This window comes from Flavobacterium sp. K77 (assembly GCF_021608205.1).
In the GTDB taxonomy this organism is placed as follows: Bacteria; Bacteroidota; Bacteroidia; order Flavobacteriales; family Flavobacteriaceae; genus Flavobacterium; species Flavobacterium turcicum.
The window spans coordinates 185,186-209,473 of record NZ_JAKIHO010000006.1 but is presented as its reverse complement, the minus strand read 5'-3'; the positions used below and the strand labels follow the sequence as shown (position 1 = coordinate 209,473).

Below are 24,288 nucleotides of genomic sequence, written 5' to 3'. Positions count from 1 at the left end.
ATAAAAAATTCGAACAACTGCCAATCAGGAGTTTAAAAACAATGGCTAGAGCCTTACTCCTATTTTAAATTGATAAGGTTTTTTTGAGTAATTTTAGCCAGTAAAATATAAATAAGTAATACTTCCGCATGGCTCAATACAAGGTAGAACAACATTTTCTAGGTACAATATTTAGTGAAACAGCATTGAACTTTCAAGAGTTCGAATCGTGCACCTTTACGAATTGTATTTTTTCTGCTTGTAGTTTTATCGATGTTACTTTTATTGATTGTACTTTTACTAATTGTACTTTCAACAAGGCAAAAATCAACCATGTTGCACTGCGAACAGTTACTTTTGAGTCTTGTAAAATTGTAGAAGTTAATTTTGCCATGTGCGATCGGCTGATTTTTGAAATCACCTTCAAAAATTGTATTTTAGATTTTTCTCAATTTTACGATTTGAATTTAAAGGAAACCGTATTTACCAATTGCAGTTGTGTTGCTGTCGATTTTATGAAAGCAAACTTGACCGCTGCTATTTTTGAAAAATGCGATTTGTACCGCGCTGAATTTGCGCAAGCCAATCTTGGTAAGGCTAATTTTACAAGTAGTTTTAATTTTGCTATCAATCCTCAAAAAACTAAAATTACCAAAGCAGTTTTTAGCAGCTCTAACGTTAAAGGATTGTTACAACATCATGATATTGTGGTGCAATAAAAAACCAAATAAAATCAGCTATTCACCGCAGTAACACCGCTAAACTGATTGTATTTGGTTCTTAATAATTATACTCTTTAAAAATAATGCTTATAAAGAAAGCATTCGAAAGACTTTTTATCCGTGGATGGTTTGACCTGTACCGTAGTTGGAAATTACAGATTCTTCAAAAGCCAGCCACTCTCTCCATCTCTTTTCAACATCAATTCCTGTTCCATACTTACGGGCATAAGTAATAAAAGTGGTGTAATGACCTGCTTCGCTTTCCATTAATTCTCTGTAAAACGAGGCCAATTCTTCGTCTTGAATATTTTCAGAAAGTACTTTAAAACGCTCGCAACTTCTTGCTTCGATCATTGCTGAAAAAAGCAAACGTTCTACCAAACCGGAAACGCGGCTGCCATCAATACTTTTTTTCATGTACATATAAAGTTCATTCACATAATCGTCTTTGCGCTCACGACCAAGTGTTAAACCTCTTTTGATGATAATGTTATGCACTTGTTCAAAATGATCCAGCTCCTCTTTGGCTAAAGCCAATAAGTCTTTCACCAAATCCTGATGCTCTGAGTTGTTGGTAATGATCGTAATAGCATTGGTGGCGGCTTTTTGTTCGCACCAAGCATGATCTGTCAGGATTTCCTCTATATTTTTTTCTACAATATTCACCCATCTTGGGTCAGTAGGCAATTGCAATCTTAATACTCCCATTTTAAATTAGTTCAAAATTTTAAAATTAGTTTCAAGTTTCAAGTTTTACCTAGAACTTAAAAAGTTTAAAATTTTGCGATACCATTCCGTAAACACAAAACTTTAAACTTTTAACCTGAGACTTTAAACAAAAATTTAATAAACGAAAATAGCTCTCTCGCTCATCATTTCGTTTACTTCATTTGCTACCGCTTCAATAACATATTCGTTGGTGTGATCAACTAAAACTCTGTCAATTAAATCAACAATAGTTTCCATATCCGCTTCAACCAAACCACGGGTGGTAATTGCAGCTGTACCTACACGAATTCCAGAAGTTACAAATGGTGATTTATCATCAAAAGGAACCATGTTTTTATTTACAGTAATCTCAGCTTTAACCAATGCATTTTCAGCTTCTTTACCAGAAATGTTTTTGTTTCTTAAATCGATTAACATCATATGGTTATCGGTTCCACCTGAAATAATTTTATATCCTCTTTTCACAAAAGCTTCCGCCATGGCAGTCGCATTTTTTTGCAATTGTAAAGCATAAGTAAAAAATTCATCTTGCAAAGCCTCACCAAATGCTACTGCTTTTGCAGCAATAATGTGCATTAAAGGTCCACCTTGATTTCCAGGAAAAACAGCTAAGTCAAGTAATGAAGACATCATTCTGATTTCTCCTTTTGGAGTAGTTAAACCAAACGGGTTTTCAAAATCTTTGCCCATCAAAATCAAACCTCCACGTGGACCACGTAAAGTTTTGTGCGTAGTTGTAGTTACAATATGACAATGCGGAATTGGATCACTCAACAATCCTTTTGCAATAAGTCCCGCTGGATGCGAGATATCTGCTAACAAAATAGCGCCCACACTATCAGCAATTTCTCTAAAACGAGCAAAATCCATATCACGTGAGTAAGCCGAAGCTCCTGCAATGATTAATTTTGGTTGCTCTTTAGTAGCTATTTCTTGTATTTTATCATAATCTAAACGTCCCGTTTCTGGATCAACTCCATAAAACGAAGGAGAATATAAACGTCCAGAAAAATTAACTGGCGATCCGTGAGTTAAATGTCCACCGTGCGACAAATCAAAACCTAATATCTTATCTCCTGGTTTCAAGCAAGCATGAAAAACAGCAGTATTGGCTTGAGAACCAGAGTGTGGCTGCACATTTGCGTAAGCAGCACCAAACAATTCTTTAGCTCTATCAATTGCAATTTGTTCTACCACATCTACTACTTCGCAACCTCCGTAGTATCTTTTGCCTGGGTATCCTTCAGCATATTTGTTGGTTAATACAGATCCTGCTGCTTCAAGCACTTCGTCACTTACAAAGTTTTCTGATGCAATAAGTTCTAATCCGTGAATTTGTCTTTCTTGTTCTTCAAGAATAAGGTCAAAAATTTGTTCGTCGCGTTGCATTTTTTTGATTTTCGTTAATTTGATGCAAAAATACAAAAAAACGTTTGCTTAGTACTTAGATTATAATATATTTGATGAGTAATTTTTTAACAAAACAATTAACAAAATATGCCAATAACAGCTAACGATACGAATAGAAAATCATGGCTTGAAGTACCTTCAAACAGCGATTTCCCTATTCAAAATATACCTTTCGGAGTTTTCCTTACCAAAGAAAACATCGTAACAGTGGGAACTAGAATTGGCGATTACGCCATTGATTTAGGTGCATTACAACAATTGAACTATTTTGAAGGTATAGAATTGACTGATGATATGTTCATGCAAGATACCTTGAACGATTTTATTTCGGACGGTAAAAAAACTTGGCGTTTGGTACGAAATAGAATCGCAGACATTTTTGATGTTAACAATCCGAAATTACAAAACAATCACACAGATCGAGACATAGTGATTTTTGATATCAAAGATGTCGAAATGCAATTACCAGTTCTCATAGGTGATTACACTGATTTTTATTCTAGTAAAGAGCACGCTACCAATGTAGGAAAGATGTTCCGCGATCCAGAAAACGCCTTACTTCCAAACTGGTTGCACATTCCTGTAGGTTACCACGGCAGAAGTTCTTCGATAGTACCATCTGGAATTCCGGTGCACCGACCAATGGGACAAACTTTGCCTAACGGAGAAACCAGTCCGGTATTTGGTTCTTCACGCTCTGTTGATTTTGAATTAGAAACCGCTTTTATCACCACTGATGTTAACATCATGGGCGAAAATATTCCGGTTACTGAGACCGAAGATTATATTTTTGGAATGGTTTTGCTAAATGACTGGAGCGCGCGTGACATTCAAAAATGGGAATACGTGCCACTTGGACCGTTCTTAGCAAAGAATTTTGCATCTTCTATTTCACCGTGGATTGTAACTATGGATGCTCTAGAGCCTTTTAGAACAAAAGGTCCAAAACAAGAGCCTACACCATTGCCATATTTACAGCAAAAAGGAAAGCACTCGTTTGATATTAATCTAGAAGTAGCAATACAACCAGAAAATGCTGAAGCAACGGTAGTATCTCGCTCTAATTTTAAATATTTATATTGGAGTATGTGCCAGCAATTGGCTCACCATACGAGCAACGGTTGCCGTGTAAATTCCGGAGATATGATGGGATCTGGAACCATTTCAGGACCAACTCCAGATAGTTTTGGATCAATGCTAGAACTTACTTGGGGAGGTAAAAACCCTCTAAAAATGAGCGATGGAACTGAGCGTAAATTTATTAATGATAATGACACTGTTATCATGAAAGGTTTCTGTCAAAACGGACAAGTTCGCATTGGTTTTGGTGAAGTTTCAAGTAAATTACTACCGCCTTTTGTGCGTCAATAAAAAATCATCAAACTAAAAAATCAAACCTAACAATTAACTTATTTTTGTTAGGTTTTTTTTTGGCATTATATTTGAATTTTGCAAAATAGAAACAACTAAACATCAATCAAAATAGTAATCAATTACGAACTCAATCATCCGCTTATGAAAAAAATTACACTCCTAATCGCTTTTATCGTTCTTGCAGCAGCTTGCGGTGTCAAACAAACACAAAACGCTTTGAGTTCAGGCAATTATGATCAAGCTATCGAAAATGCCGTATCGAACTTACGCAGCAATAAAGACAAAAAAGGCAAACAAGATTACGTTTATATGCTTGAGGAGGCTTTTGCCAAAGCAAAAGAACGCGATTTAAACACCATTAATTTACTAGTAAAAGAGGCTAATCCTGCGCAGTTAGAAAAAATTTACAACATTTACTTACAATTGAACCAACGCCAGGAGTTAATTAAACCCATTTTACCATTGAAACTGCTCAAAGAAGGACGCAATGCAATATTTCCTTTAGACAATTACAATGATGAATTAGTAGACAGTAAGAACGCACTTTCTGCTTATTTATATGGAAATGCTAAAAAACTAATGGGAACGCCTGATAAAATGAAGTACCGTGCAGCTTATGATGATTTGCAGTATTTGAACAAAATCAATCCCAACTACAAAAATACAATTGATTTAATGGACGAATGCCTAGCAAAAGGCGCGGACTATGTACATGTTTATACCAAAAACGAAACCAACATGATCATTCCGGTTCGTTTGCAAAATGATTTACTCGACTTCAGCACCTTAGGATTGAACGACAGATGGACGGTATATCACAGTAATAAAGTTAGAAATTTAACTTACGATTATGGCATGTTGATCAATTTTAGACAAATAAATATTTCACCAGAACAAATCAAAGAACGTGAATTTGTTAAAGAACGAGTAGTTAAAGATGGCGTTAAAAAACTCATTGATGCAAACGGAAAAGAAGTCTTAGACGAAAAAGGAAAACCCGTTATGGTTGACAATTTAGTCACTGTTAATGCCCGCATTTACGAGTTCAAACAATTCAAAGCTTGTCAAGTCACAGCCAAAATTGATTATATCAACTTACGATCTAACCAACTTTTACAGTCTTTCCCATTGGCGAGCGAATTTGTTTTTGAGAATATTTATGCTACATACAAAGGCGATCGTCGTGCTTCTGACGACAATTATTTCTCCTATTTTGATCGCAGAGCAGTGCCTTTTCCAAGCAGCGAACAGATGGTTTATGATTCTGGCGAGGACTTAAAAGCGAAATTAAAAGACATTATTACAAGAAATCGCTTTCGAAATTAAAATATAAAACAAAAGCTTTTCATAATACAACTCCTTGATAAACAACTATCAAGGAGTTTTTTTTTTATACCAAAAATCAAACATACCATTAAAAATTTGTTAGATTTTTTAAAAATAGGTTTCACTTTTAAAAATAAGTGTACTTTTGCAGCAATGAATCAGACAAGTTTACATACTACATTGTCACGGACAAACACACTAACTACTTCGCCCGAAGTACGGACGCTATCTGTATAGTCTCCACGTTGTTCGTTTAGTATTCATATTTCATTTTTCTCGTTTTGATTTTATCGCTCAAACCTATTGGATATTTGCATCCAATACCAACTCATAATTTATTCACAAATTATTCAAATACAATAAGTTACACTTATTTATTTACAATAACCCTTATTCTTAGGTATTATTTCATTGATACCAATCCAATTTTTTATTCCTTTTCTAACTCTAAAATTCAGCTTTTGAAATGAATATTTCTATTGTAACCGCTCAGGAAGAACACTATAAATATGCGCAAGAAATTTGCGATACCATCGAACTTTCAGCCTTGCTGAGAGGTACTGGTATTGCCAAAAGAACTCCTGAGTACATCCAGAAAAAAATGGAAACCAAAGATGCTGTAATTGCTCTTGAAAATGGCAATTTTGCAGGATTTTGCTATATCGAAAGCTGGCAGCACGGCCAATTTGTAGCGCATTCTGGTTTAATTGTACATCCAAATTATCGCAATCATGGTTTAGCCAAAAAAATCAAAACTTTTGTTTTTACGTATTCTCAACAAAAATATCCTGGCGCCAAAGTATTTGGTATTACGACGGGATTGGCAGTGATGAAAATCAATTCGGACTTAGGTTACAAACCAGTACCTTTTTCAGAGTTGACCAATGATCCAACTTTTTGGGCAGGCTGTAAAACCTGTACAAATTTTGAAATTTTAAAAAGCAAAGAATACAAAATGTGTCTTTGTACAGGTATGTTATACGATCCTGCTGAGAAACCTAAGATTCCACCAAAACACGATTTTAATGTCCGGATTTGGAACCGTTTAAAGAAAATAAAGCAAGCGCTCTTTTTACCAAAACTTTTTTGAAAGGTTCACTCCTAAATAATTAAAAGTACACTTTAAAGCTAAAATAGTGTATAAGAAAAAATAGACATTAAGTGGCAATAGCCCAACAAAAAATAAAACACAAATGGAAAATAAAAAAGTAGTTTTAGCCTACAGCGGCGGATTGGACACCTCATATTGTTTAAAATATTTAAAAAACGAAAAAGGCTTTGAAGTACACACCGTACTAATCAACACAGGTGGTTTTGATGATGCCGAGTTGGAAGCTATCGAAGCAAGAGCCTACGAATTAGGAAGTGCCAAACACGCCAATCTTACCATTCTTGATAAATATTACAACAAAGCTATCAAATACCTTATTTATGGAAACGTTCTGAAAAACAATACGTACCCACTTTCAGTAAGTGCTGAACGTGTTTTTCAAGCTATTGAAGCCATCAAATACGCCAAATCTGTTGGAGCAACCGCAATTGCACATGGAAGTACTGGTGCTGGAAATGACCAAATTCGTTTCGACCTAATCTTTCAAACCATTGCTCCTGAGATTGAAATCATCACTCCTATTCGTGACTTAAAACTTTCGCGTCAAGAAGAGGTTGATTATTTAGCCAAAAACGGCGTACATTATTCTTGGGAAAAAGCCCAATATTCTATCAACAAAGGACTTTGGGGAACCAGCGTAGGTGGAAAAGAAACATTGACTTCAGGACAACCTTTGCCTAGCGAGGCTTATCCTTCGCAGTTAATCAAAGAAGGGCACGAAAAAGTAACATTGGAATTTCAAAAAGGTGAACTCGTTGCTGTAAACGGCATTGCAGATAAACCATCAAATAATATTGTCACTCTCGAAAAAATTGCCAGCGCATACGCCATCGGCCGTGACATCCACGTAGGCGACACCATTATTGGTATCAAAGGCCGTGTTGGTTTCGAGGCTGCGGCTCCAATGATCATTATCAAAGCGCACCACTTGCTCGAAAAACATACTTTGGGCAAATGGCAGCAATACTGGAAAGAACAACTAGGCAATTGGTACGGCATGCTTTTTCATGAAGGTCAATTTCTTGATCCCGTAATGCGAAACATCGAAACTTTTCTTGAAGACACTCAAAAAACTGTCAACGGAATTGTGACCGTGACCTTGCAACCCTATCATTTTTCGCTTGACGGCATCGAATCGGAAAACGATTTAATGAACACTGGTTTTGGTCAATACGGCGAAATGAACAATGCGTGGACCGCTGATGATGCCAAAGGATTCATCAAAATATTAGGCAATGCGCAAAACATCTTTTCATCGGTAAACCAACTGACATACGAGGATTAAATTACTATTCTTTTGGGCGTGACCCTTCGTAAAAACTACGGGTCGGGTCATCCGCTATATCTTTTGCTCGGCAAAAAGCCTCACAAAAGGATACCGCTGCTACCCCTCACGCACACGCGCAGGAATACAACAACACATTTGCATCGCTACAAGAATCAAATAGGCAAAAATGCCAAGGACAAAAAATAGAATTATGATAACAATTGGAATTATAGGAGGATCAGGCTACACTGCAGGCGAACTCATTCGTATTTTACTATACCATCCGTATGCTACTATCGATTTTGTTTACAGCACTACAAATGCGGGTAAACCAATTTCAGTAGCGCACCATGATTTATTAGGCGATACTGATTTGCATTTTACCAATGTCATAAATCCAAACGTCAACGTAGTTTTTTTATGCCTCGGACATGGCAAGTCAAAAGCTTTTCTTGAAGCCAACCAATTTGCAAATCATACCAAAATAATCGATTTAGGTAACGATTTCAGATTGCACGATGATCAAATATTTCAAAACAAAACCTTTGTGTACGGACTACCTGAATTGCAAAAAAGCAAAATCAAAACAGCCAACTATATTGCAAATCCAGGTTGTTTTGCCACCGCAATTCAACTTGCCTTATTGCCTTTGGCGCAAGCCAATCAAATTACAACCGAAGTGCATATTAACGCCACAACGGGAAGCACAGGCGCAGGTGTAAGTCCATCAGAAACAAGTCATTTCAGTTGGAGAAATAACAACATGTCGCACTACAAAGCTTTTGAACATCAACATCTTGCAGAAATCAATCAAAGTATAGCTTCACTACAAGGTAATTTCAGTCAAGAGCTGCTTTTTATACCCAATCGCGGAGATTTTCCACGCGGAATATTCGCAACGCTTTACACCCATTGCACTGAAAGTTTAGAAGAAATGGTAACGCAATATGAAACCTTTTACAGAGAACATCCATTTGTTACTATAACAACAACCAACATCAACATGAAGCAAGTGGTTCAAACCAACAAATGCATTATCAATTTAATGAAAAAAGGCGACCGACTATTGATCACCTCTATTATTGATAACCTTGTAAAAGGAGCCTCAGGACAAGCCATTCAAAATATGAATCTTATGTTTGGCCTTAATGAAACAACTGGATTACAATTAAAACCATCAGGATTCTAAAAAAATTATAAGATTGATGGATTTAAAATTTTATACAAAACTAAATTTTTAAATTCTTAAATCTTTAAATCTTTAAATTTAAGCAAAATGAACTTATTCGACGTTTACCCATTATATCCAATTACTCCCGTAAAAGCCCTAGATTGCATCATCACGGACGACAAAGGAATTGAATACTTAGATTTATATTCTGGCCACGGAGTGATTTCTATTGGCCACAGCCAACCAGAATATGTAGCTAAAGTTAGCGCACAGCTAGCTCAATTGAGTTTTTATTCAAATGCCATTCAAAATCCATTGCAAGTTGAATTAGCTGAAAAACTAGGTAAAATGTCTGGCTATACAGATTACAGCTTATTTTTATGCAGCTCTGGTGCCGAAGCAAACGAGAACGCTTTAAAAATGGCTTCTTTTCATACGCAAAAGTCCAGAATTATTTCGTTTGACAACGCTTTTCACGGCCGTACATCAGCAGCCGTAGCTACTACCGATAACAAAAAAATTGTAGCACCAATTAATGCACAACAAGTAGTTACTTTTTTACCACTCAACCAAATCGAACTTGTTGAAGCCGAATTAGCCAAAGGCGATGTTGCAGGCGTAATTATTGAGCCAATTCAAGGAGTTGGTGGTCTTGACATGGGAACCACAAACTTTTTTCAAGCCTTAGAAAAAGCTTGCAAGGCACATGATGTGGTTTTAATTTTAGATGAAGTGCAATCAGGTTTCGGGCGAAGTGGAAAGTTTTTCGCACATCAATTTCACGGTATTCAACCTGATATCATTTGCATGGCCAAAGGTATGGGCAACGGTTTTCCTATTGGCGGAATTTTAATAGCACCACATTTTAAAGCGAGCTACGGTTTGCTTGGAACTACTTTTGGAGGCAGTCATTTGGCCTGTGCAGCTAGTATTGCCGTTTTAGACATCATCGAAAAGCAGCATTTATTGGAAAATGCACAAAAAGTTGAAGCTTACTTTATGGAAGCCATCAAGGTTATTCCAGAAATCATCAAAGTAAAAGGACGCGGCTTAATGCTTGGTGTAGAGTTCGATTTTGACGTAAACGACTTGAGAAAGAAAATGATCATCGAAAAACATATTTTCACCGGAGGATCAAGCAACAAAAACTTATTGCGCATTTTACCACCTCTTACAATTACAACTGACGCAATAGATACTTTTATCAGAGCATTAGCAGAATCATTAGCAGAATTAAAACAATAAGGATAAATTGATTACAATAATTACTTAAAGTAAAAAATTACCTTAAAACAATACATTGCACAACAAATCGATTTTAGAAAATTAAATCAATTGTACCATGAATTACACTTCAGTTAAAGACATAGATAATTTGGACCAATGGGTTCAACAAGCCATAAAAATCAAGAAAAAACCTTTAAAAAATAAAAAACTAGGCAATAATAAAACACTAGGAATGTTATTTTTTAACCCAAGTCTTCGCACCCGTTTGAGTACGCAAAAAGCAGCCTTAAATCTAGGCATGAATGTCATGGTGATGAACTTTGGCAGCGAAGGTTGGACGCTTGAGTACGAAGATGGCGCCATAATGAATTCTGGTTCGTCAGAACATATCAAAGAGGCCGCAGCGGTAGTTTCGCAATATTGTGATATTATTGCTGTACGTGCATTTGCTGGTTTGCAAGACAAAGAAAAAGACAATGCCGAAACAGTAATGGCAGGATTTTTAAAATACGCTACAGTTCCTATTGTCAATATGGAAGGTGCTACTGGACATCCGCTACAAGCATTGGCCGATGCCATCACGATTGCCGAGTTCAAAACAAAAGCACGACCCAAAGTAGTACTCACTTGGGCACCACATCCTAAAGCTTTGCCTCAAGCTGTAGCCAATTCTTTTGTAGAAATGATGCAGTTACAAGATGCCGATTTTGTAATCACTCACCCGAAAGGCTATGAGCTTAATCCAGAAATTACTAAAGATTCGCACATTGAATACGATCAAGACAAAGCGTTTGAAAATGCCGATTTTATTTACGTCAAAAACTGGAGCAATTACAACGAATACGGTCAAATTACAAATTCAGACCCAAATTGGACAGTTACAGCCGAAAAAATGAAACTGACCAACAACGCTAAATTCATGCATTGTTTGCCAGTACGTAGAAATGTAATTGTCACTGATGAAGTACTTGACGGTCCCAATTCTGTTGTAATTGAACAAGCCAATAATAGAACCTATTCTGCGCAATTGGTCTTGCAAAAAATATTAAAAAAATAAGGCATTGAGATGCAAAGTTCTAAGGCCATAAGTCCTCAGACGGTTTGTATCTTATCGCCTCAGAACCTTTTTTAAATGGAAAATAAAAAACCGATCACGATAATAAAAATTGGTGGCAATGTCATTGACAATCCAACCGAATTAGCGCTGTTTTTAAACGATTTCGCAAACATGGAAGGGTTTAAATTACTAGTTCACGGTGGCGGAAAATCAGCTACTAAAATGGCTGAGAGCATTGGCTTAACTCCTGTTTTAATTGATGGACGACGTATCACTGATGCCGCAATGCTTGATGTTGCCGTAATGATTTATGCCGGACAAATCAATAAAAACATTGTGGCACAATTGCAAGCCAACCAAATCAATGCAATGGGATTTACCGGTGCTGATGGGAATTTGATTCAATCACAAAAAAGAAATCACCCCACTATTGATTACGGATTTGTAGGCGATGTTACCCATGTAAATTCGAGTTTGCTACAAACACTAGTAAATACCGGAATTGTACCTGTTTTTTGCGCCATAACACATGATAAGCAAGGGCAATTACTTAATACGAATGCTGATACTATTGCTAGTGAATTGGCAATTGCACTTTCATCTCATTTTGAGGTAACTTTAAATTATTGTTTTGAAAAAGCAGGCGTTCTATCTGATAGCAATGATGATGATTCGGTAATTGAACAACTAAACGCTAGCTTGTATGCCAACTTAAAACAAAAAGGCGCTATACATTCAGGCATGATTCCAAAACTTGATAATTGTTTCAATAGCTTACAACAAGGCGTGCAAAGCATCAAAATTGGCCAACGCCAAATGTTACAAAACAACAAAACCATTTGTACCACTATTAACTTATAAACCACCAAGGAACTGTATTATTTACAATTTATTGAAACCTTTTACCGTTCCTAACCCATATTTGTGGCAACCCAACTTATGAAAAACACAGCACAACTTACACAAGAGGCCATCAGTTTGCTCAAAGCACTCATCGCAACACCTTCTTTTTCCAGCGAAGAGCAGCAAACCGCACTATTGATTGAAAATTGGTTTCGCACCAATGCCATTCCTTTTGAGCGCGAAAACAATAATATTTGGGCCTACAACCGCTTTTTTGATGCATCAAAACCAACCTTACTACTCAATTCACATCATGATACGGTAAAACCCAATCAAGGTTATACCCTTGATCCATTTGAACCAATCGAACAAGAGGGCAAACTTTTTGGCTTAGGTAGCAATGATGCTGGAGGTTGCTTGGTATCGTTGTTGGCTACTTTTACACATTTTTTCCCTCTTGAAAACCTACCATACAATTTAGTAATAGTAGCTTCGGCAGAAGAGGAAAGCAGCGGGAAAAACGGCTTAAACAGCGTTTTGCAACACTTACCTGAACTAGATTGCGCCATTGTGGGCGAACCAACTTTGATGCAACTAGCTGTTGCAGAAAAAGGATTATTAGTGCTTGATGTTGTGGTAAAAGGTACAGCAAGCCATGCGGCACACCACAATCCGGATAACGCAATTTACAACGCCATTCCGGTTATCGAGTGGTTTAACAGTTTTCAATTCGATAAAGTTTCAGAAGTTCTTGGGCCGGTTAAAATGACGGTAACGCAAATCAATGCAGGCAAACAACACAACGTAGTTCCCGCCGAATGCCATTTGGTGGTCGATATTCGAGTAAATGATTGCTACAGCAATGAAGAGATTTTACAAACCATAGCAGCACATCTTACAGCGCAAGTTACCCCAAGATCCATGCACCTCAACGCCTCGTCTATTTCTTTAAATCACGGGCTAGTTCAGGCAGGAGTTGCGCTAGGCCGAACAACATATGGCTCTCCTACCCTTTCTGATCAGTCGGTTTTGAGTTGCCAATCTTTAAAACTTGGTCCTGGCGATACACTGCGGTCACACTCTGCTAACGAATTTATTTACCTCAACGAAATCGAAAAAGGAATTCAATTGTACATTCAAATCCTAAGCGATTTTTTTAGGAGCTAATCCTGCTATCCTTTGCAATCTTTCTTGGCGAACCCTGCCATAAAAGGATTTTCACTTTAAACGGAGTTCACTGAACTCCTATGAAAATAGAAATCAAGTGAAGTAATCAGGGCTACAAACAACACGAATAAAAAACTATTTTACCTTTTCAAATACAAATCGAAACGGTAAACCTGAAACAAAAACGAATATGAAACTTTGGGAAAAAGGAATACCTACAGACAAACAAATAGAACATTTTACCGTTGGCAACGACCGAGAATTAGACTTAGTACTTGCTAAATACGATGCGCTAGGCTCTATTGCTCATGCCAAAATGTTAGGCTCCATTGGCTTATTAAGCAACGAAGAAACACACTCTTTGGTCAAAGCCTTAGAACAAATCATAAAAGATGTGGAAGCTGGTCAATTTGAAATTGAAGATAGTTTTGAAGATGTGCATTCAAAAATTGAATACCTACTAACCGAAAAACTCGGCGATGCTGGTAAAAAAATACACACCGCTCGTTCTCGTAATGATCAAGTTCTTGTAGATGTAAACTTGTACCTAAAAGATGTCGTAACCGATTTCAAAACCCAAGTAAAAGCATTATTCGATTTGTTGATGGATTTGGCTAAGCAGCATCAAAATGTACTATTGCCAGGTTATACACATTTGCAAATCGCCATGCCTTCCTCTTTCGGGATGTGGTTTTCAGCATACGCCGAAACTTTAATTGATGATATTAGTATGCTAAATGCTGCACTTGCTATTGTCGACCAAAATCCGCTTGGCTCCGCAGCCGGTTATGGCAGTTCATTCCCCATCAATCGAAGTTTTACTACTGCCGAATTGGGTTTTAAAACTTTAAAATTCAACTCGGTAGCTGCACAAATGAGCCGAGGAAAATCAGAAAAAAGTGTTGCTTTTGCTATGAGCAGTGTAGCAGCAACTTTGGCAAAATTTTCTATGGATGTATGTTTGTACATGAGTCAGAATTTTGATTTTATTGGTTTACCTGCTCATTTAACCACAGGTTCGAGCATTATGCCTCACAAAAAAAACCCCGATGTTTTTGAATTAATTCGTGGAAAATGCAACAAAATTCAAGCTTTGCCTTATGAAATTACGCTAATAACCAACAATTTACCAAGCGGTTACCACCGTGATTTACAACTTTTAAAAGAAGGCCTATTTCCGGCCATTCAAAACTTAAAAGCTTGTTTAGATATCGCCTTATTTTCAATTAAAGACATTCAAGTTAAGGAGCACATCCTGAACGATAATAAATACGACTATTTGTTTACTGTAGATACTTTAAATGAAATGGTAGTAGCTGGGATGCCTTTTAGAGATGCCTACAAAGCCGTAGCAGAACAATTGGAAAACGGCAGCTACCAATCGCCTCAAGCTACGCAACACACTCACGAAGGCAGTATCAACAACCTTTGCCTAGATGAGATCAAACAAAAAATGGACAACACATTTTAAAAATGCAACTACTGCAACAAACACAACTACTTTTAAAAATCCATTCGCTTTGAGTGGATTTTTTTTTACAATTGTCCGAAAGATTTCATTAGCAATTAATGTCTATATTTGAAATACAAAAAAGTAAATTTCAATGATGCATAACCACCAAGAACAACTTACTCAGGACCTTTTTGATCGAAAGTTAATCGACAAATCACAGTTCGATGCAGTACAAGACTACCGAAAATTGAACATATTTTCATTGCACAACGAACTTAAATTGTTACTTTATGGATCAGTATTGGCAATAAGTAGCGGTATCGGAATACTAATTTATCAAAATATTGATACTATTGGCCACACGGTACTTTTAGGATTAATTTTAATGGCGACTATCGGTTGTTTTTACTTTTGTAATAAGAATGCAAAAAGTTTTCACCAGCAGGAAGTTTCCTTTGATAATCCTATTTTGGATTATCTCCTTTTAGCAGCTCAGTTGCTAACTTGTGTGTTTTTTGGCTATTTGCAATATCAATATAAAGTTTTTGGAACTTATAACAACTTGGCCACATTGGTGCCAACCGCAATTGGTTTTTATTGCGCTTACTATTTCGACAACAAGAGTATTTTATCGCTTTCCATCAGCGGACTTGCTGCTGCAGTTGGACTTACAGTAAGTCCGCTAGCTTTACTAAATAACGAAACCATCGCTACCGATTTTCTTTGTTACACCTCAATTATACTTGGATTTACACTTCTATTTTGGTCGCAATACAGCAAACGCATCGATTTAAAAACCCATTTTACATTTTTGTACCTCACTTTCGCACTGCACCTTATTGCATTAGCTTGTCTTTCGCAGCTTGTTGAAACATATTGGCCTATTTTTGCTATTGTACTTGGATATACTTGTTATTTGTTTTACAAATTTAGTTATCAGGAAAAAGCAGTTTCACTTTTTGTATTTACTTGTCTATATGGTTATATCGGCTGCAACATTCTACTTGGAAGACTACTTTCCCTTATTGATCTTGGTGAATTAGTAAGCCTGTTTTTTATGATAATTCCAGGCTATTTTATAGGTTCTATTGTTTTATTCATAAAAGTTATTAAAGACTTCAATAAAAAAATCGCACATGATAGCCCACGATAAAATACTCCTACAAAACAAATACATACTTGAAGAAGCCAAAGCATTACAAGATACTGGCTTTATTTCTAAAGAGCATCACAGCAACATTAAAATAGAGTTAGCCGATTTTAAAAGTAACCACAATTTGCTTTTACGAATTGCATTTTTACTACTAGGGAGTTTTTTATATTCTTCGATTTGTGGATTTTTTGCGTTATCAATCCTTCAAGTTACAGGAGAGCATCTTGAAGTTCTATTTTTTGTATTTGCCTTGATTGGTCTTGCAGGAACTGAATTTTTTGCCCGACAAAACTATTTCGGTCATGGATTAGATGATGCTTTTATTATCGGATTTCAAATATGCTTGGCAGCTACCATCGGTATTATAACTTCGGGAGATGAATTTTTGATAGCCATTGTAGTAACAACATCAGCCGCATTCTGTTATTTGCGTTATTTACACCGTAGCATGTTGCTGTTAGCTTGTGTTGCCGCAACGGCAAGTATTTTTTACGGAATGCTAAACCTTGGTACTGAAATCGCAGCAATACTACCAATTGTAAGCATGGTGTTTGCATTGCTCCTTTTTTTACTTTGGAACAAAAAGCTACAGCATACTTCAACGTTTTATAAATTTGATTTAGATTTAATTCGTTATTACAGCTATCTGTTGTTTTATCTTTCGGGGAATTATTTGGTGGTTCGGGAACTCTCGGTAGTTTTACTAGAGCAAACCATCAAACCTGGTCAAGATATACCTTTTGCTTGGTTTTTCTATCTATTTACATTTATTATACCTTTTGGTTATATCTATCAAGGGTTACAACAAAAAAATAAAATTTTACTTTGGCTTGGTTTATCAGCATTAGCATTTTCCATTTACAGCATTCGTTTTTACTATAGCGTTTTACCATTGGAGTTGGTATTAACTTTTGGCGGACTAATTTTATTTGGATTTACCTTTTATTTGATCAAAAAATTACAAAATCAAACAACTGGAATTACCTTTAAGCCAGATCGTTTTAGTAATTCTACTCCATTTCAAGCGGCCGAAATTATAGTCTCAACACAATTGGGTGGTGCACAATCCAATCAACAAACAACCGATTCGCCGATGGAATTTGGTGGCGGTGGCTACAGCGGCGGTGGCGCTTCGGGAGAATATTAAATCTATAAATATTATCTATCTCAAAGATTGATTTCGAATAAAAATTATTACCCTTCAGCCTAAGAAAAAATAAATAAATAAATAAATAAAAAAACAACTTTACATTTAAGAATTGTAAAGTTGTTTTTTCTTTGAATAATGATCAATTGATGATTACAATTTAGTTTTCAATTCTCCCGCATCGATATCGCTATGCGAAACATTGTAAACCGCTTTCCCTTCTTTGATCAAAATTAATTGTGGCGATTGATGAACAACTCCAAAACGAGCTGCGATTTCATTTGAAACCTCGCGAAATGCAATCAAATCTAAATAAAAAGGTTGTACAAGATCTGAAAAGTCAAACTCACTTTCAAATTGCTTCAAAGCCATACGACTAATACTGCAACGTGTGCTGTGTTTAAAAATTACAACCGCTTGTTCTTGTGATAAAGCCACTAATTCATCAAGCTGTGAAATTGTTTCTAAATTGTTCCACTGCATTTTTGATTGGGCTTGTTCTTGATTCTCAGAACTACCAAAAATATTCTTCAAAAAACTCATAATTGTCTGTTTTTAAGACATTTTGACATTTTAAAAAAGCGAAAAAAGCTTTAATGTGTCAATTTGTCGTATATTTACTAATGGAATATAAATTGAATATTCTCACGCAAAGTTACTTAATTCAACCTAAAAATACCGAAAGATGAACTTAAATAAATTTACCATCAAATCGCAAGAAGCCATACAACGCGCACAGCAATTGGCGCAAGAATTGGGACAACAACAAATTGAAAACGAACACCTATTAAAAGCTATTTTTGAAGTAGACGAAAACGTAGCACCCTTTATATTAAAAAAGCTGAACGTAAACCTTCCGTTATTTCAACAAATTCTCAATAGCAGTTTGCAGAATTTTCCAAAGGTTTCTGGTGGCGAAATCATGCTTTCTCGCATCGCAAACAGCACCTTGAACGAAGCTGAAATCATCAGTAAAAAAATGAATGATGAATACGTTTCTATTGAACATTTGCTCTTAGCTATTTTCGAATCGAAAGCTAAAGTCGCTCAAATTTTGAAAGATCAAGGTGTTACCTCAAAAGGACTAAAAGCTGCTATTGACGAACTCAGAAAAGGAGAAAGAGTAACTTCTGCATCAGCAGAAGAAACGTATAATTCCTTAAATAAATATGCAAAAAACCTCAACGAACTGGCGCGCTCTGGCAAATTAGATCCTGTTATTGGCCGCGATGAAGAAATCAGAAGGGTATTACAAATATTAACCAGAAGAACCAAAAACAATCCAATGCTAGTTGGTGAACCCGGAGTAGGAAAAACAGCTATTGCCGAAGGTTTGGCGCACCGAATTGTGGATGGTGATGTACCTGAAAATTTAAAAGACAAACTGGTTTTCTCTCTTGACATGGGCGCTTTAATTGCTGGTGCCAAATACAAAGGTGAGTTTGAAGAACGCTTAAAATCGGTAGTGAAAGAAGTGACCGCTGCTAATGGTGACATTGTTCTTTTTATAGATGAAATTCACACACTTGTAGGTGCAGGCGGTGGCGAGGGCGCTATGGACGCAGCCAATATTTTGAAACCGGCCTTGGCACGTGGTGAATTACGAGCCATTGGTGCTACCACGCTTGATGAGTATCAAAAATATTTTGAAAAAGATAAGGCACTTGAAAGACGTTTTCAAAAAATCATGATCGAGGAACCGGATACCGAAAGCGCCATTTCAATTTTACGAGGCATTAAAGAAAAATACGAAACGCACCATAAGGTGCAAATCAAAGACGAGGCAATTATTGCTGCTGTCGAATTATCACAGCGTTATATTACCAACCGCTTTCTTCCGGACAAAGCCATCGATTTGATGGACGAAGCAGCTTCAAAATTGCGCATGGAAATCAATTCGAAACCAGAAGAATTGGATGTTTTGGATCGTAAAATCATGCAACTCGAAATTGAAATCGAGGCCATCAAACGAGAGAAAGACGAAAATAAGCTCAAAATTTTAGGTCTAGATTTGGCTAATTTGAAGGAAGAACGCAACGAGATTTTTGCCAAATGGAAATCAGAAAAAGATGTTGTTGATGGAATTCAAATCATCAAAACACAAATTGAAGACCTGAAATACGAGGCCGAAAGAGCGGAACGAGATGGCGATTATGGTAAAGTAGCCGAAATTCGTTACGGGAAAATCAAAGAAGCACAAGAGCAACTTGCTGCTTTGACAAAACAACTACAAGAAAATCAATCGGGTACCTCTTTGATAAAAGAAGAAGTAACCAAAGAAGATATTGCCGAAGTTGTTGCTAAATGGACAGGAATTCCGGTCATGAAAATGCTGCAAGGCGAACGCGAAAAACTTCTAAAACTGGAAGATGAATTGCACCTGCGTGTTGTAGGTCAAGAAGAAGCAATTCAAGCCGTGAGCGATGCCGTTAGACGAAGCCGTGCAGGATTACAAGACATGAAAAAACCAGTAGGAACTTTTCTATTTTTGGGAACAACGGGAGTTGGAAAAACCGAATTGGCCAAAGCCTTAGCAGAATACCTTTTTGATGATGAAAGCGCAATGACCCGAATAGATATGAGTGAATATCAGGAACGCCACAGTGTGAGCCGATTGGTAGGTGCGCCTCCGGGATATGTGGGTTACGACGAAGGCGGGCAATTAACTGAGGCTGTGCGTAGAAAACCTTATTCTGTTATACTTTTGGATGAGATTGAAAAAGCACATCCTGATACATTCAATATCTTGTTACAAGTTTTAGACGAAGGACGTTTAACGGATAACAAAGGACGTTTGGCCGATTTCAAAAACACGATTATAATTATGACTTCTAACATGGGAAGCCAAATCATTCAAGATAAATTTGATAATTTAAACGGAAGCGTTGAAGCCGCAACCGAAGCTGCCAAAGTTGAAGTTTTAGGATTATTAAAACAAACGGTTCGCCCAGAATTCATCAATCGTATTGACGAAATTGTAATGTTCACGCCATTATCTCATTCTAATATCGCTCAAATTGTAGGTTTACAATTAAAAAGTGTGGTGAAAATGTTAGCGGCGCAAGGAATCACGATAGATGCAACGCCCGAAGCAATTGATTACTTGTCAAAAAAAGGATACGATCCGCAATTTGGAGCCAGACCGGTAAAAAGAGTCATCCAAAGAGAAGTACTCAATGAGCTTTCAAAAGAGATACTTTCTGGAAAAATTACCACCGATAGCATTGTGTTAATCGATGCCTTTGATGGAAAATTAGTGTTTAGGAATCAAACCAATTTCGTTGATTAAAATTAAATAAACTTTAATACTTGTATAACACTGGTCGAGAGGCTAGTGTTATTTTTTTGAAAAAAAATCACTCTGGTTAAATCATCATGCATAGAGAAAAAATCCTTGAAATTTCTTGAAAAATGATTACAAAAAATTCAAATTTTTATCTTTCTATTTTATCCGCCTAAAACAAAATTTTAAAAGTAATTTTAAAAAATCAGTAATAAAAACTTTACTTTTACAAAACTATTCTTATAAAATAAAAAAACAAGAATCATGAAAAATTCTACGACAGTACTAAAATTGGTATTTTTTGCCGTTTGTCTTTGTTTTTTCCAAAACATCAATTCACAAACCAATTGGGAATTGTTAAACCCAAAACCAAGTAGTAATATTGGTTTAGATATTCGTTTTGTTTCTGCAGGAAGGGGATTTATCATAAATTCTAATGAAATACTAGAGACTTTAGACGCTGGAACTTCTTGGCAAAAAAAACAAAATATTAACAGTGCGAATGACCTAAATTTCAATGGAAACATAGGTTTTATTGTTGGAAATAATGGATATGTTTTAAAATCTATTGATAGTGGAACATCATGGGCACAAATTCAAACAGGGTTTAATGACAATTTTAATACATTAAATATTTTAAATGCAACTGATATTATTATTTCATCTTCCAATAACATTATTAAATCCTCAGATGGAGGTTCAACTTGGACTAAGAAAACTATCCCTAACAACACCGTTAATAAAACATTTTTTGTTAGTCCCCTGATAGGTCATGCCGCATGTAATGATGGAACAATGTTAAAAAGTGTTGATGGGGGTGTCACTTGGTACATTACTCAGAGTTCAAATATAGTTCCATCAGATTTATTGATGGTTCATTTCATAAATCAAAATATTGGTTTTTACACAAAAGAACATAGCGATTTGTACAAAACAATTGATGGCGGAGAAAGCTGGTCCAAAATAAATGGAATTTCTGATGCCATATATGCTATCTCATTTATAAATGAGAATATTGGTTATATAACTGGTGATGGTGGAGTCATCTTCAAAACAATAGATGGTGGGACCACATGGAAATGGAGTGGTTTTCAAAACGGACGTTTTAACAACTCAACTTTGTATGGACTACATTTTTTAGACGAGAACATAGGTTATGCAACTGGTGCTCGGGGGAGAATTATTAAAACTAGTGATGGCGGTAAAACTTGGATTGAAAACTCACCTACTTATGACGACATAAAACAGATACAGTTTATTGATAACAACATTGGGATTGCAGCAGTTGGAGATAAATTCTTTAAAACTGTGGACAGTGGCAAAAATTGGAAAAATATTAGCTCCTTAAAGCTTAACCCATCAATATCCGCAGGTAAATTTCAATTCGTAAATAATAGTATAGGCTATGCAACAACTAGTTCAACTTATGGTGGACAAGTATACAAAACTCTTGACGAAGGGGTTACTTGGACAATTTTAAACAATGGAAATGACATTATTGATGAAGGGATTAGTTCTATTTTTTTTCTCGATAAAAACATTGGTTTTGTATCAGGAGGGTTCAATCAAAAAAAAGTAATGAAAACAACTGATGGAGGTACAACTTGGCAGCAGGTGTTAGATCAAAGTTTTGGACAAATACAATTTGTAAATGATCAAATAGGCTACGCGCACCGTATTGGTTATTCAGGTGGCAGGATATACAAAACTCAAGATGGAGGTAGTACTTGGACCATCAATTTTGATATAGATCAAAACATTAATTCCATTCATTTTTTGGATGAAAACAACGGTTACTTTGCAGCTGAAAACGGTTCAATGTATAAAACTAAAAATGGTGGAATAACATGGGAAAAATTGACTATTCCTTATGTTGATTTCAGAACTGTAAAGTTTTATTCTAAAAATGTAGGTTACGTTTTTGATAATTATGGACAATTGTACAAAACCTCTAACGGAGGTGCCAATTGGGAAAATATAACACTAATCAACTCGTATGGCTCACCATCTAATGATATGGCCATAGTACAAAAAGATCTCTATGTAAGTAGTAGTAATGGTAAACTTTTAAAAAGCGCTATTTCATTTAATCAATTTGCAATAAATGTTAATCCCGCTCTTAATCTAACAAACAAAGGAGCAACTATTTCTGGTAATGCTGCCTCGAACGATGGAACATTACAAAATATAAGATTTGAATATGGAACAAATTTATACCTAACGAATGTTAAAAATACAAATCTTAATTCAGTAACATTTGATACTTCTTTGGATATATCTTCATCACTAACTGATTTAACTCCAAATACAACATATTACTATAAACTAGTAGGAACTTACAACAACGTCGATTATTCTAGTCAAATGTTGAGCTTTACAACACTTCCTGATTTGGTATTATCAATAAATGATATTTACAACTATTCATCAAATACCGCACAAGTATCAGGAAACATAAAATCTAATGAAAATGAAATTTCTAATATTGAGTTTCAATATGCCACCAAAAATGAATTTTCTGAATTTAGTACTTTACCACTAAGTACTACTGTCATTGGGAATACCAATCAAAATATTAACGGCGATTTGACAAATTTATTTCCAGAAACCACATATTACATCAGAATTAAGGCAGAACATAAAGGGCAAAACGTTTACAGTTCAGTAAAATCATTTAAAACAAAAGCAGAATATTCAATCAATTTATACAATCCTGATATTAATGGAAATAATGCTACTTTGCAAGCCTACATAAGCAGTTATAGTAAAAATATTACTAACATAGTTTTTGAATATGGAACCATAAATTATGAAAAATCTATCGCAACTGCTATTAATCAGATACCTGTAAACACTTCAAATTATGTAAGTGCTACAATTAGCAATCTAGACCCAAATCTGAATTATTATTTTAGAATTAAAGCATTAAATGGACCTGATGTCATTTATAGCAAAGAAAATGTTTTTAATACTTCCGGTAATGTCATTATAATTCCTAATCCAATAATCGAGACGAACTCTGGCTTCAATTTCGTTGGACTTATCAATGCTTATGGAAAATTGCTCGACGATATTCAATTTGAATATGGACTAACAGAAAGCTACGGTTCAACAATTAGTGGTTCGCCTAACTATGCATTTGGATATAATACTACCACTATAACATCCCCATCAACTAATTTATTACCAAATCAAACCTACTATTATAGATTGGTGGCCACATTTAACGGAAACAAACTTTACTCTAACAAATATCAATTTACAACAAAAACGCTAGGCATTAATGATTTTAAGACTGATTCTAAATTAATCACATTATATCCAAATCCTGCGAATGATGAGGTAAATATTATCACAGATGATCTTAGTGAAGTATCGAGTATTAAGTTAATCGATATAGCAGGCAAAGTTTTAATGACTCAAAACAATCCAAATCAAAACAATATTTTTAAACTTTTGCTGTCAAATCATGCAAAAGGCATTTATATTATAAAACTACAATTTAAAGATAATACTACTGTTAGTAAAAAGATTTTATTCCAGTAAGTTCAATTAAAAACAATAAACGACACCATTGTTCTTATCGATGCCTTTGATGGCAAATTGGTATTCAGGAATCAAACAGAATTGGTTTCATAATTGCAAAAAACAGCATAGCTATTTAAGCTAATTGATAAGAAAATGCATCAGTACAATCTGATGCATTTTTTTTGCAGCACCAACTTATCTTCCAATCACGATTACTCCTGCTCTACGCTAAATCACTACGCTACGCTCCGTGGATACCGCTACGATCAGGGCTATAATCGACAACTATTTTTCAGCAGTCGCTTACATTTGCGTAACCCTTCAGAACAAAGGCATCAAAT

The 24,288-nt window shown here is 35.8% G+C and carries 18 protein-coding genes; 15 read left to right on the top strand and 3 right to left on the bottom strand.

Annotated features, from left to right (window positions below; all coding sequences use genetic code 11):
• Nucleotides 1-128 precede the first annotated feature (128 nt).
• Nucleotides 129-698 (top strand): pentapeptide repeat-containing protein, encoded by a 570-nt coding sequence (locus tag L1S34_RS12150; RefSeq protein WP_236364238.1) that lies wholly within the window; start codon nt 129-131, stop codon nt 696-698.
• 117 nt (nt 699-815) lie between these two features.
• On the opposite strand, the gene L1S34_RS12145 is transcribed toward L1S34_RS12150, so the two are convergent.
• Together L1S34_RS12145 and glyA are read right to left on the bottom strand one after the other, a co-directional pair.
• Nucleotides 816-1,409 carry a tRNA-(ms[2]io[6]A)-hydroxylase gene (locus L1S34_RS12145; protein WP_236364237.1) on the bottom strand — a complete coding sequence of 198 codons (594 nt, stop codon included), beginning with the start codon at nt 1,407-1,409 and terminating at the stop codon, nt 816-818.
• 135 nt (nt 1,410-1,544) lie between these two features.
• Entirely contained in the window at nt 1,545-2,819 is a 1,275-nt protein-coding gene (gene glyA / locus L1S34_RS12140; protein ID WP_236364236.1) for a serine hydroxymethyltransferase, read from the bottom strand.
• A 108-nt stretch (nt 2,820-2,927) separates the two neighbouring features.
• Here glyA and fahA point away from each other — a divergent pair, with 108 nt between their 5' ends.
• From fahA to L1S34_RS12080, 12 genes are all read left to right on the top strand, one after another.
• Nucleotides 2,928-4,211 carry a fumarylacetoacetase gene (gene fahA / locus L1S34_RS12135; RefSeq protein ID WP_236364235.1) on the top strand — a complete coding sequence of 428 codons (1,284 nt, stop codon included), beginning with the start codon at nt 2,928-2,930 and terminating at the stop codon, nt 4,209-4,211.
• Nucleotides 4,212-4,355: 144 nt separating this feature from the next.
• A complete protein-coding gene (locus tag L1S34_RS12130) occupies nt 4,356-5,540 on the top strand; it encodes a hypothetical protein (protein ID WP_236364234.1) in 1,185 nt (394 codons plus the stop codon).
• 466 nt (nt 5,541-6,006) lie between these two features.
• Complete coding sequence (locus tag L1S34_RS12125; protein ID WP_166133902.1) at nt 6,007-6,630, top strand: GNAT family N-acetyltransferase; 624 nt, start codon at nt 6,007-6,009, stop codon at nt 6,628-6,630.
• A gap of 103 nt (nt 6,631-6,733) precedes the next feature.
• Complete coding sequence (locus L1S34_RS12120; protein WP_166133900.1) at nt 6,734-7,936, top strand: argininosuccinate synthase; 1,203 nt, start codon at nt 6,734-6,736, stop codon at nt 7,934-7,936.
• Between the two features lie 193 nt (nt 7,937-8,129).
• The gene (argC, locus tag L1S34_RS12115) at nt 8,130-9,107 is read left to right on the top strand and encodes an N-acetyl-gamma-glutamyl-phosphate reductase (RefSeq protein WP_236364233.1); all 978 of its coding nucleotides are present in this window, start codon (nt 8,130-8,132) and stop codon (nt 9,105-9,107) included.
• Between the two features lie 87 nt (nt 9,108-9,194).
• Complete coding sequence (locus L1S34_RS12110; RefSeq protein WP_236364232.1) at nt 9,195-10,334, top strand: aspartate aminotransferase family protein; 1,140 nt, start codon at nt 9,195-9,197, stop codon at nt 10,332-10,334.
• 97 nt (nt 10,335-10,431) lie between these two features.
• Nucleotides 10,432-11,373 carry an N-acetylornithine carbamoyltransferase gene (locus L1S34_RS12105; RefSeq protein ID WP_236364231.1) on the top strand — a complete coding sequence of 314 codons (942 nt, stop codon included), beginning with the start codon at nt 10,432-10,434 and terminating at the stop codon, nt 11,371-11,373.
• 75 nt (nt 11,374-11,448) lie between these two features.
• Nucleotides 11,449-12,234 carry an acetylglutamate kinase gene (gene argB / locus L1S34_RS12100; RefSeq protein WP_236364230.1) on the top strand — a complete coding sequence of 262 codons (786 nt, stop codon included), beginning with the start codon at nt 11,449-11,451 and terminating at the stop codon, nt 12,232-12,234.
• Between the two features lie 78 nt (nt 12,235-12,312).
• On the top strand, nt 12,313-13,383 hold the full coding sequence (locus tag L1S34_RS12095; protein ID WP_236364229.1) for a M20 family metallo-hydrolase: 1,071 nt from the start codon (nt 12,313-12,315) through the stop codon (nt 13,381-13,383).
• Nucleotides 13,384-13,573: 190 nt separating this feature from the next.
• A complete protein-coding gene (gene argH, locus L1S34_RS12090; protein WP_236364228.1) occupies nt 13,574-14,854 on the top strand; it encodes an argininosuccinate lyase in 1,281 nt (426 codons plus the stop codon).
• Between the two features lie 133 nt (nt 14,855-14,987).
• Entirely contained in the window at nt 14,988-15,989 is a 1,002-nt protein-coding gene (locus tag L1S34_RS12085; protein WP_236364227.1) for a DUF2157 domain-containing protein, read from the top strand.
• Entirely contained in the window at nt 15,973-17,136 is a 1,164-nt protein-coding gene (locus L1S34_RS12080) for a hypothetical protein (RefSeq protein WP_236364226.1), read from the top strand. Before L1S34_RS12085 ends, L1S34_RS12080 begins: the two co-directional genes overlap by 17 nt.
• Before the next feature lie 153 nt (nt 17,137-17,289).
• On the opposite strand, the gene ytxJ is transcribed toward L1S34_RS12080, so the two are convergent.
• Nucleotides 17,290-17,679 carry a bacillithiol system redox-active protein YtxJ gene (gene ytxJ / locus L1S34_RS12075; protein ID WP_236364225.1) on the bottom strand — a complete coding sequence of 130 codons (390 nt, stop codon included), beginning with the start codon at nt 17,677-17,679 and terminating at the stop codon, nt 17,290-17,292.
• 142 nt (nt 17,680-17,821) lie between these two features.
• Between ytxJ and clpB the strand changes: the two genes are divergently transcribed.
• Entirely contained in the window at nt 17,822-20,425 is a 2,604-nt protein-coding gene (clpB, locus tag L1S34_RS12070; protein WP_236364224.1) for an ATP-dependent chaperone ClpB, read from the top strand.
• A gap of 258 nt (nt 20,426-20,683) precedes the next feature.
• A complete protein-coding gene (locus L1S34_RS12065) occupies nt 20,684-23,965 on the top strand; it encodes a YCF48-related protein (protein WP_236364223.1) in 3,282 nt (1,093 codons plus the stop codon).
• Nucleotides 23,966-24,288: the final 323 nt, after the last annotated feature.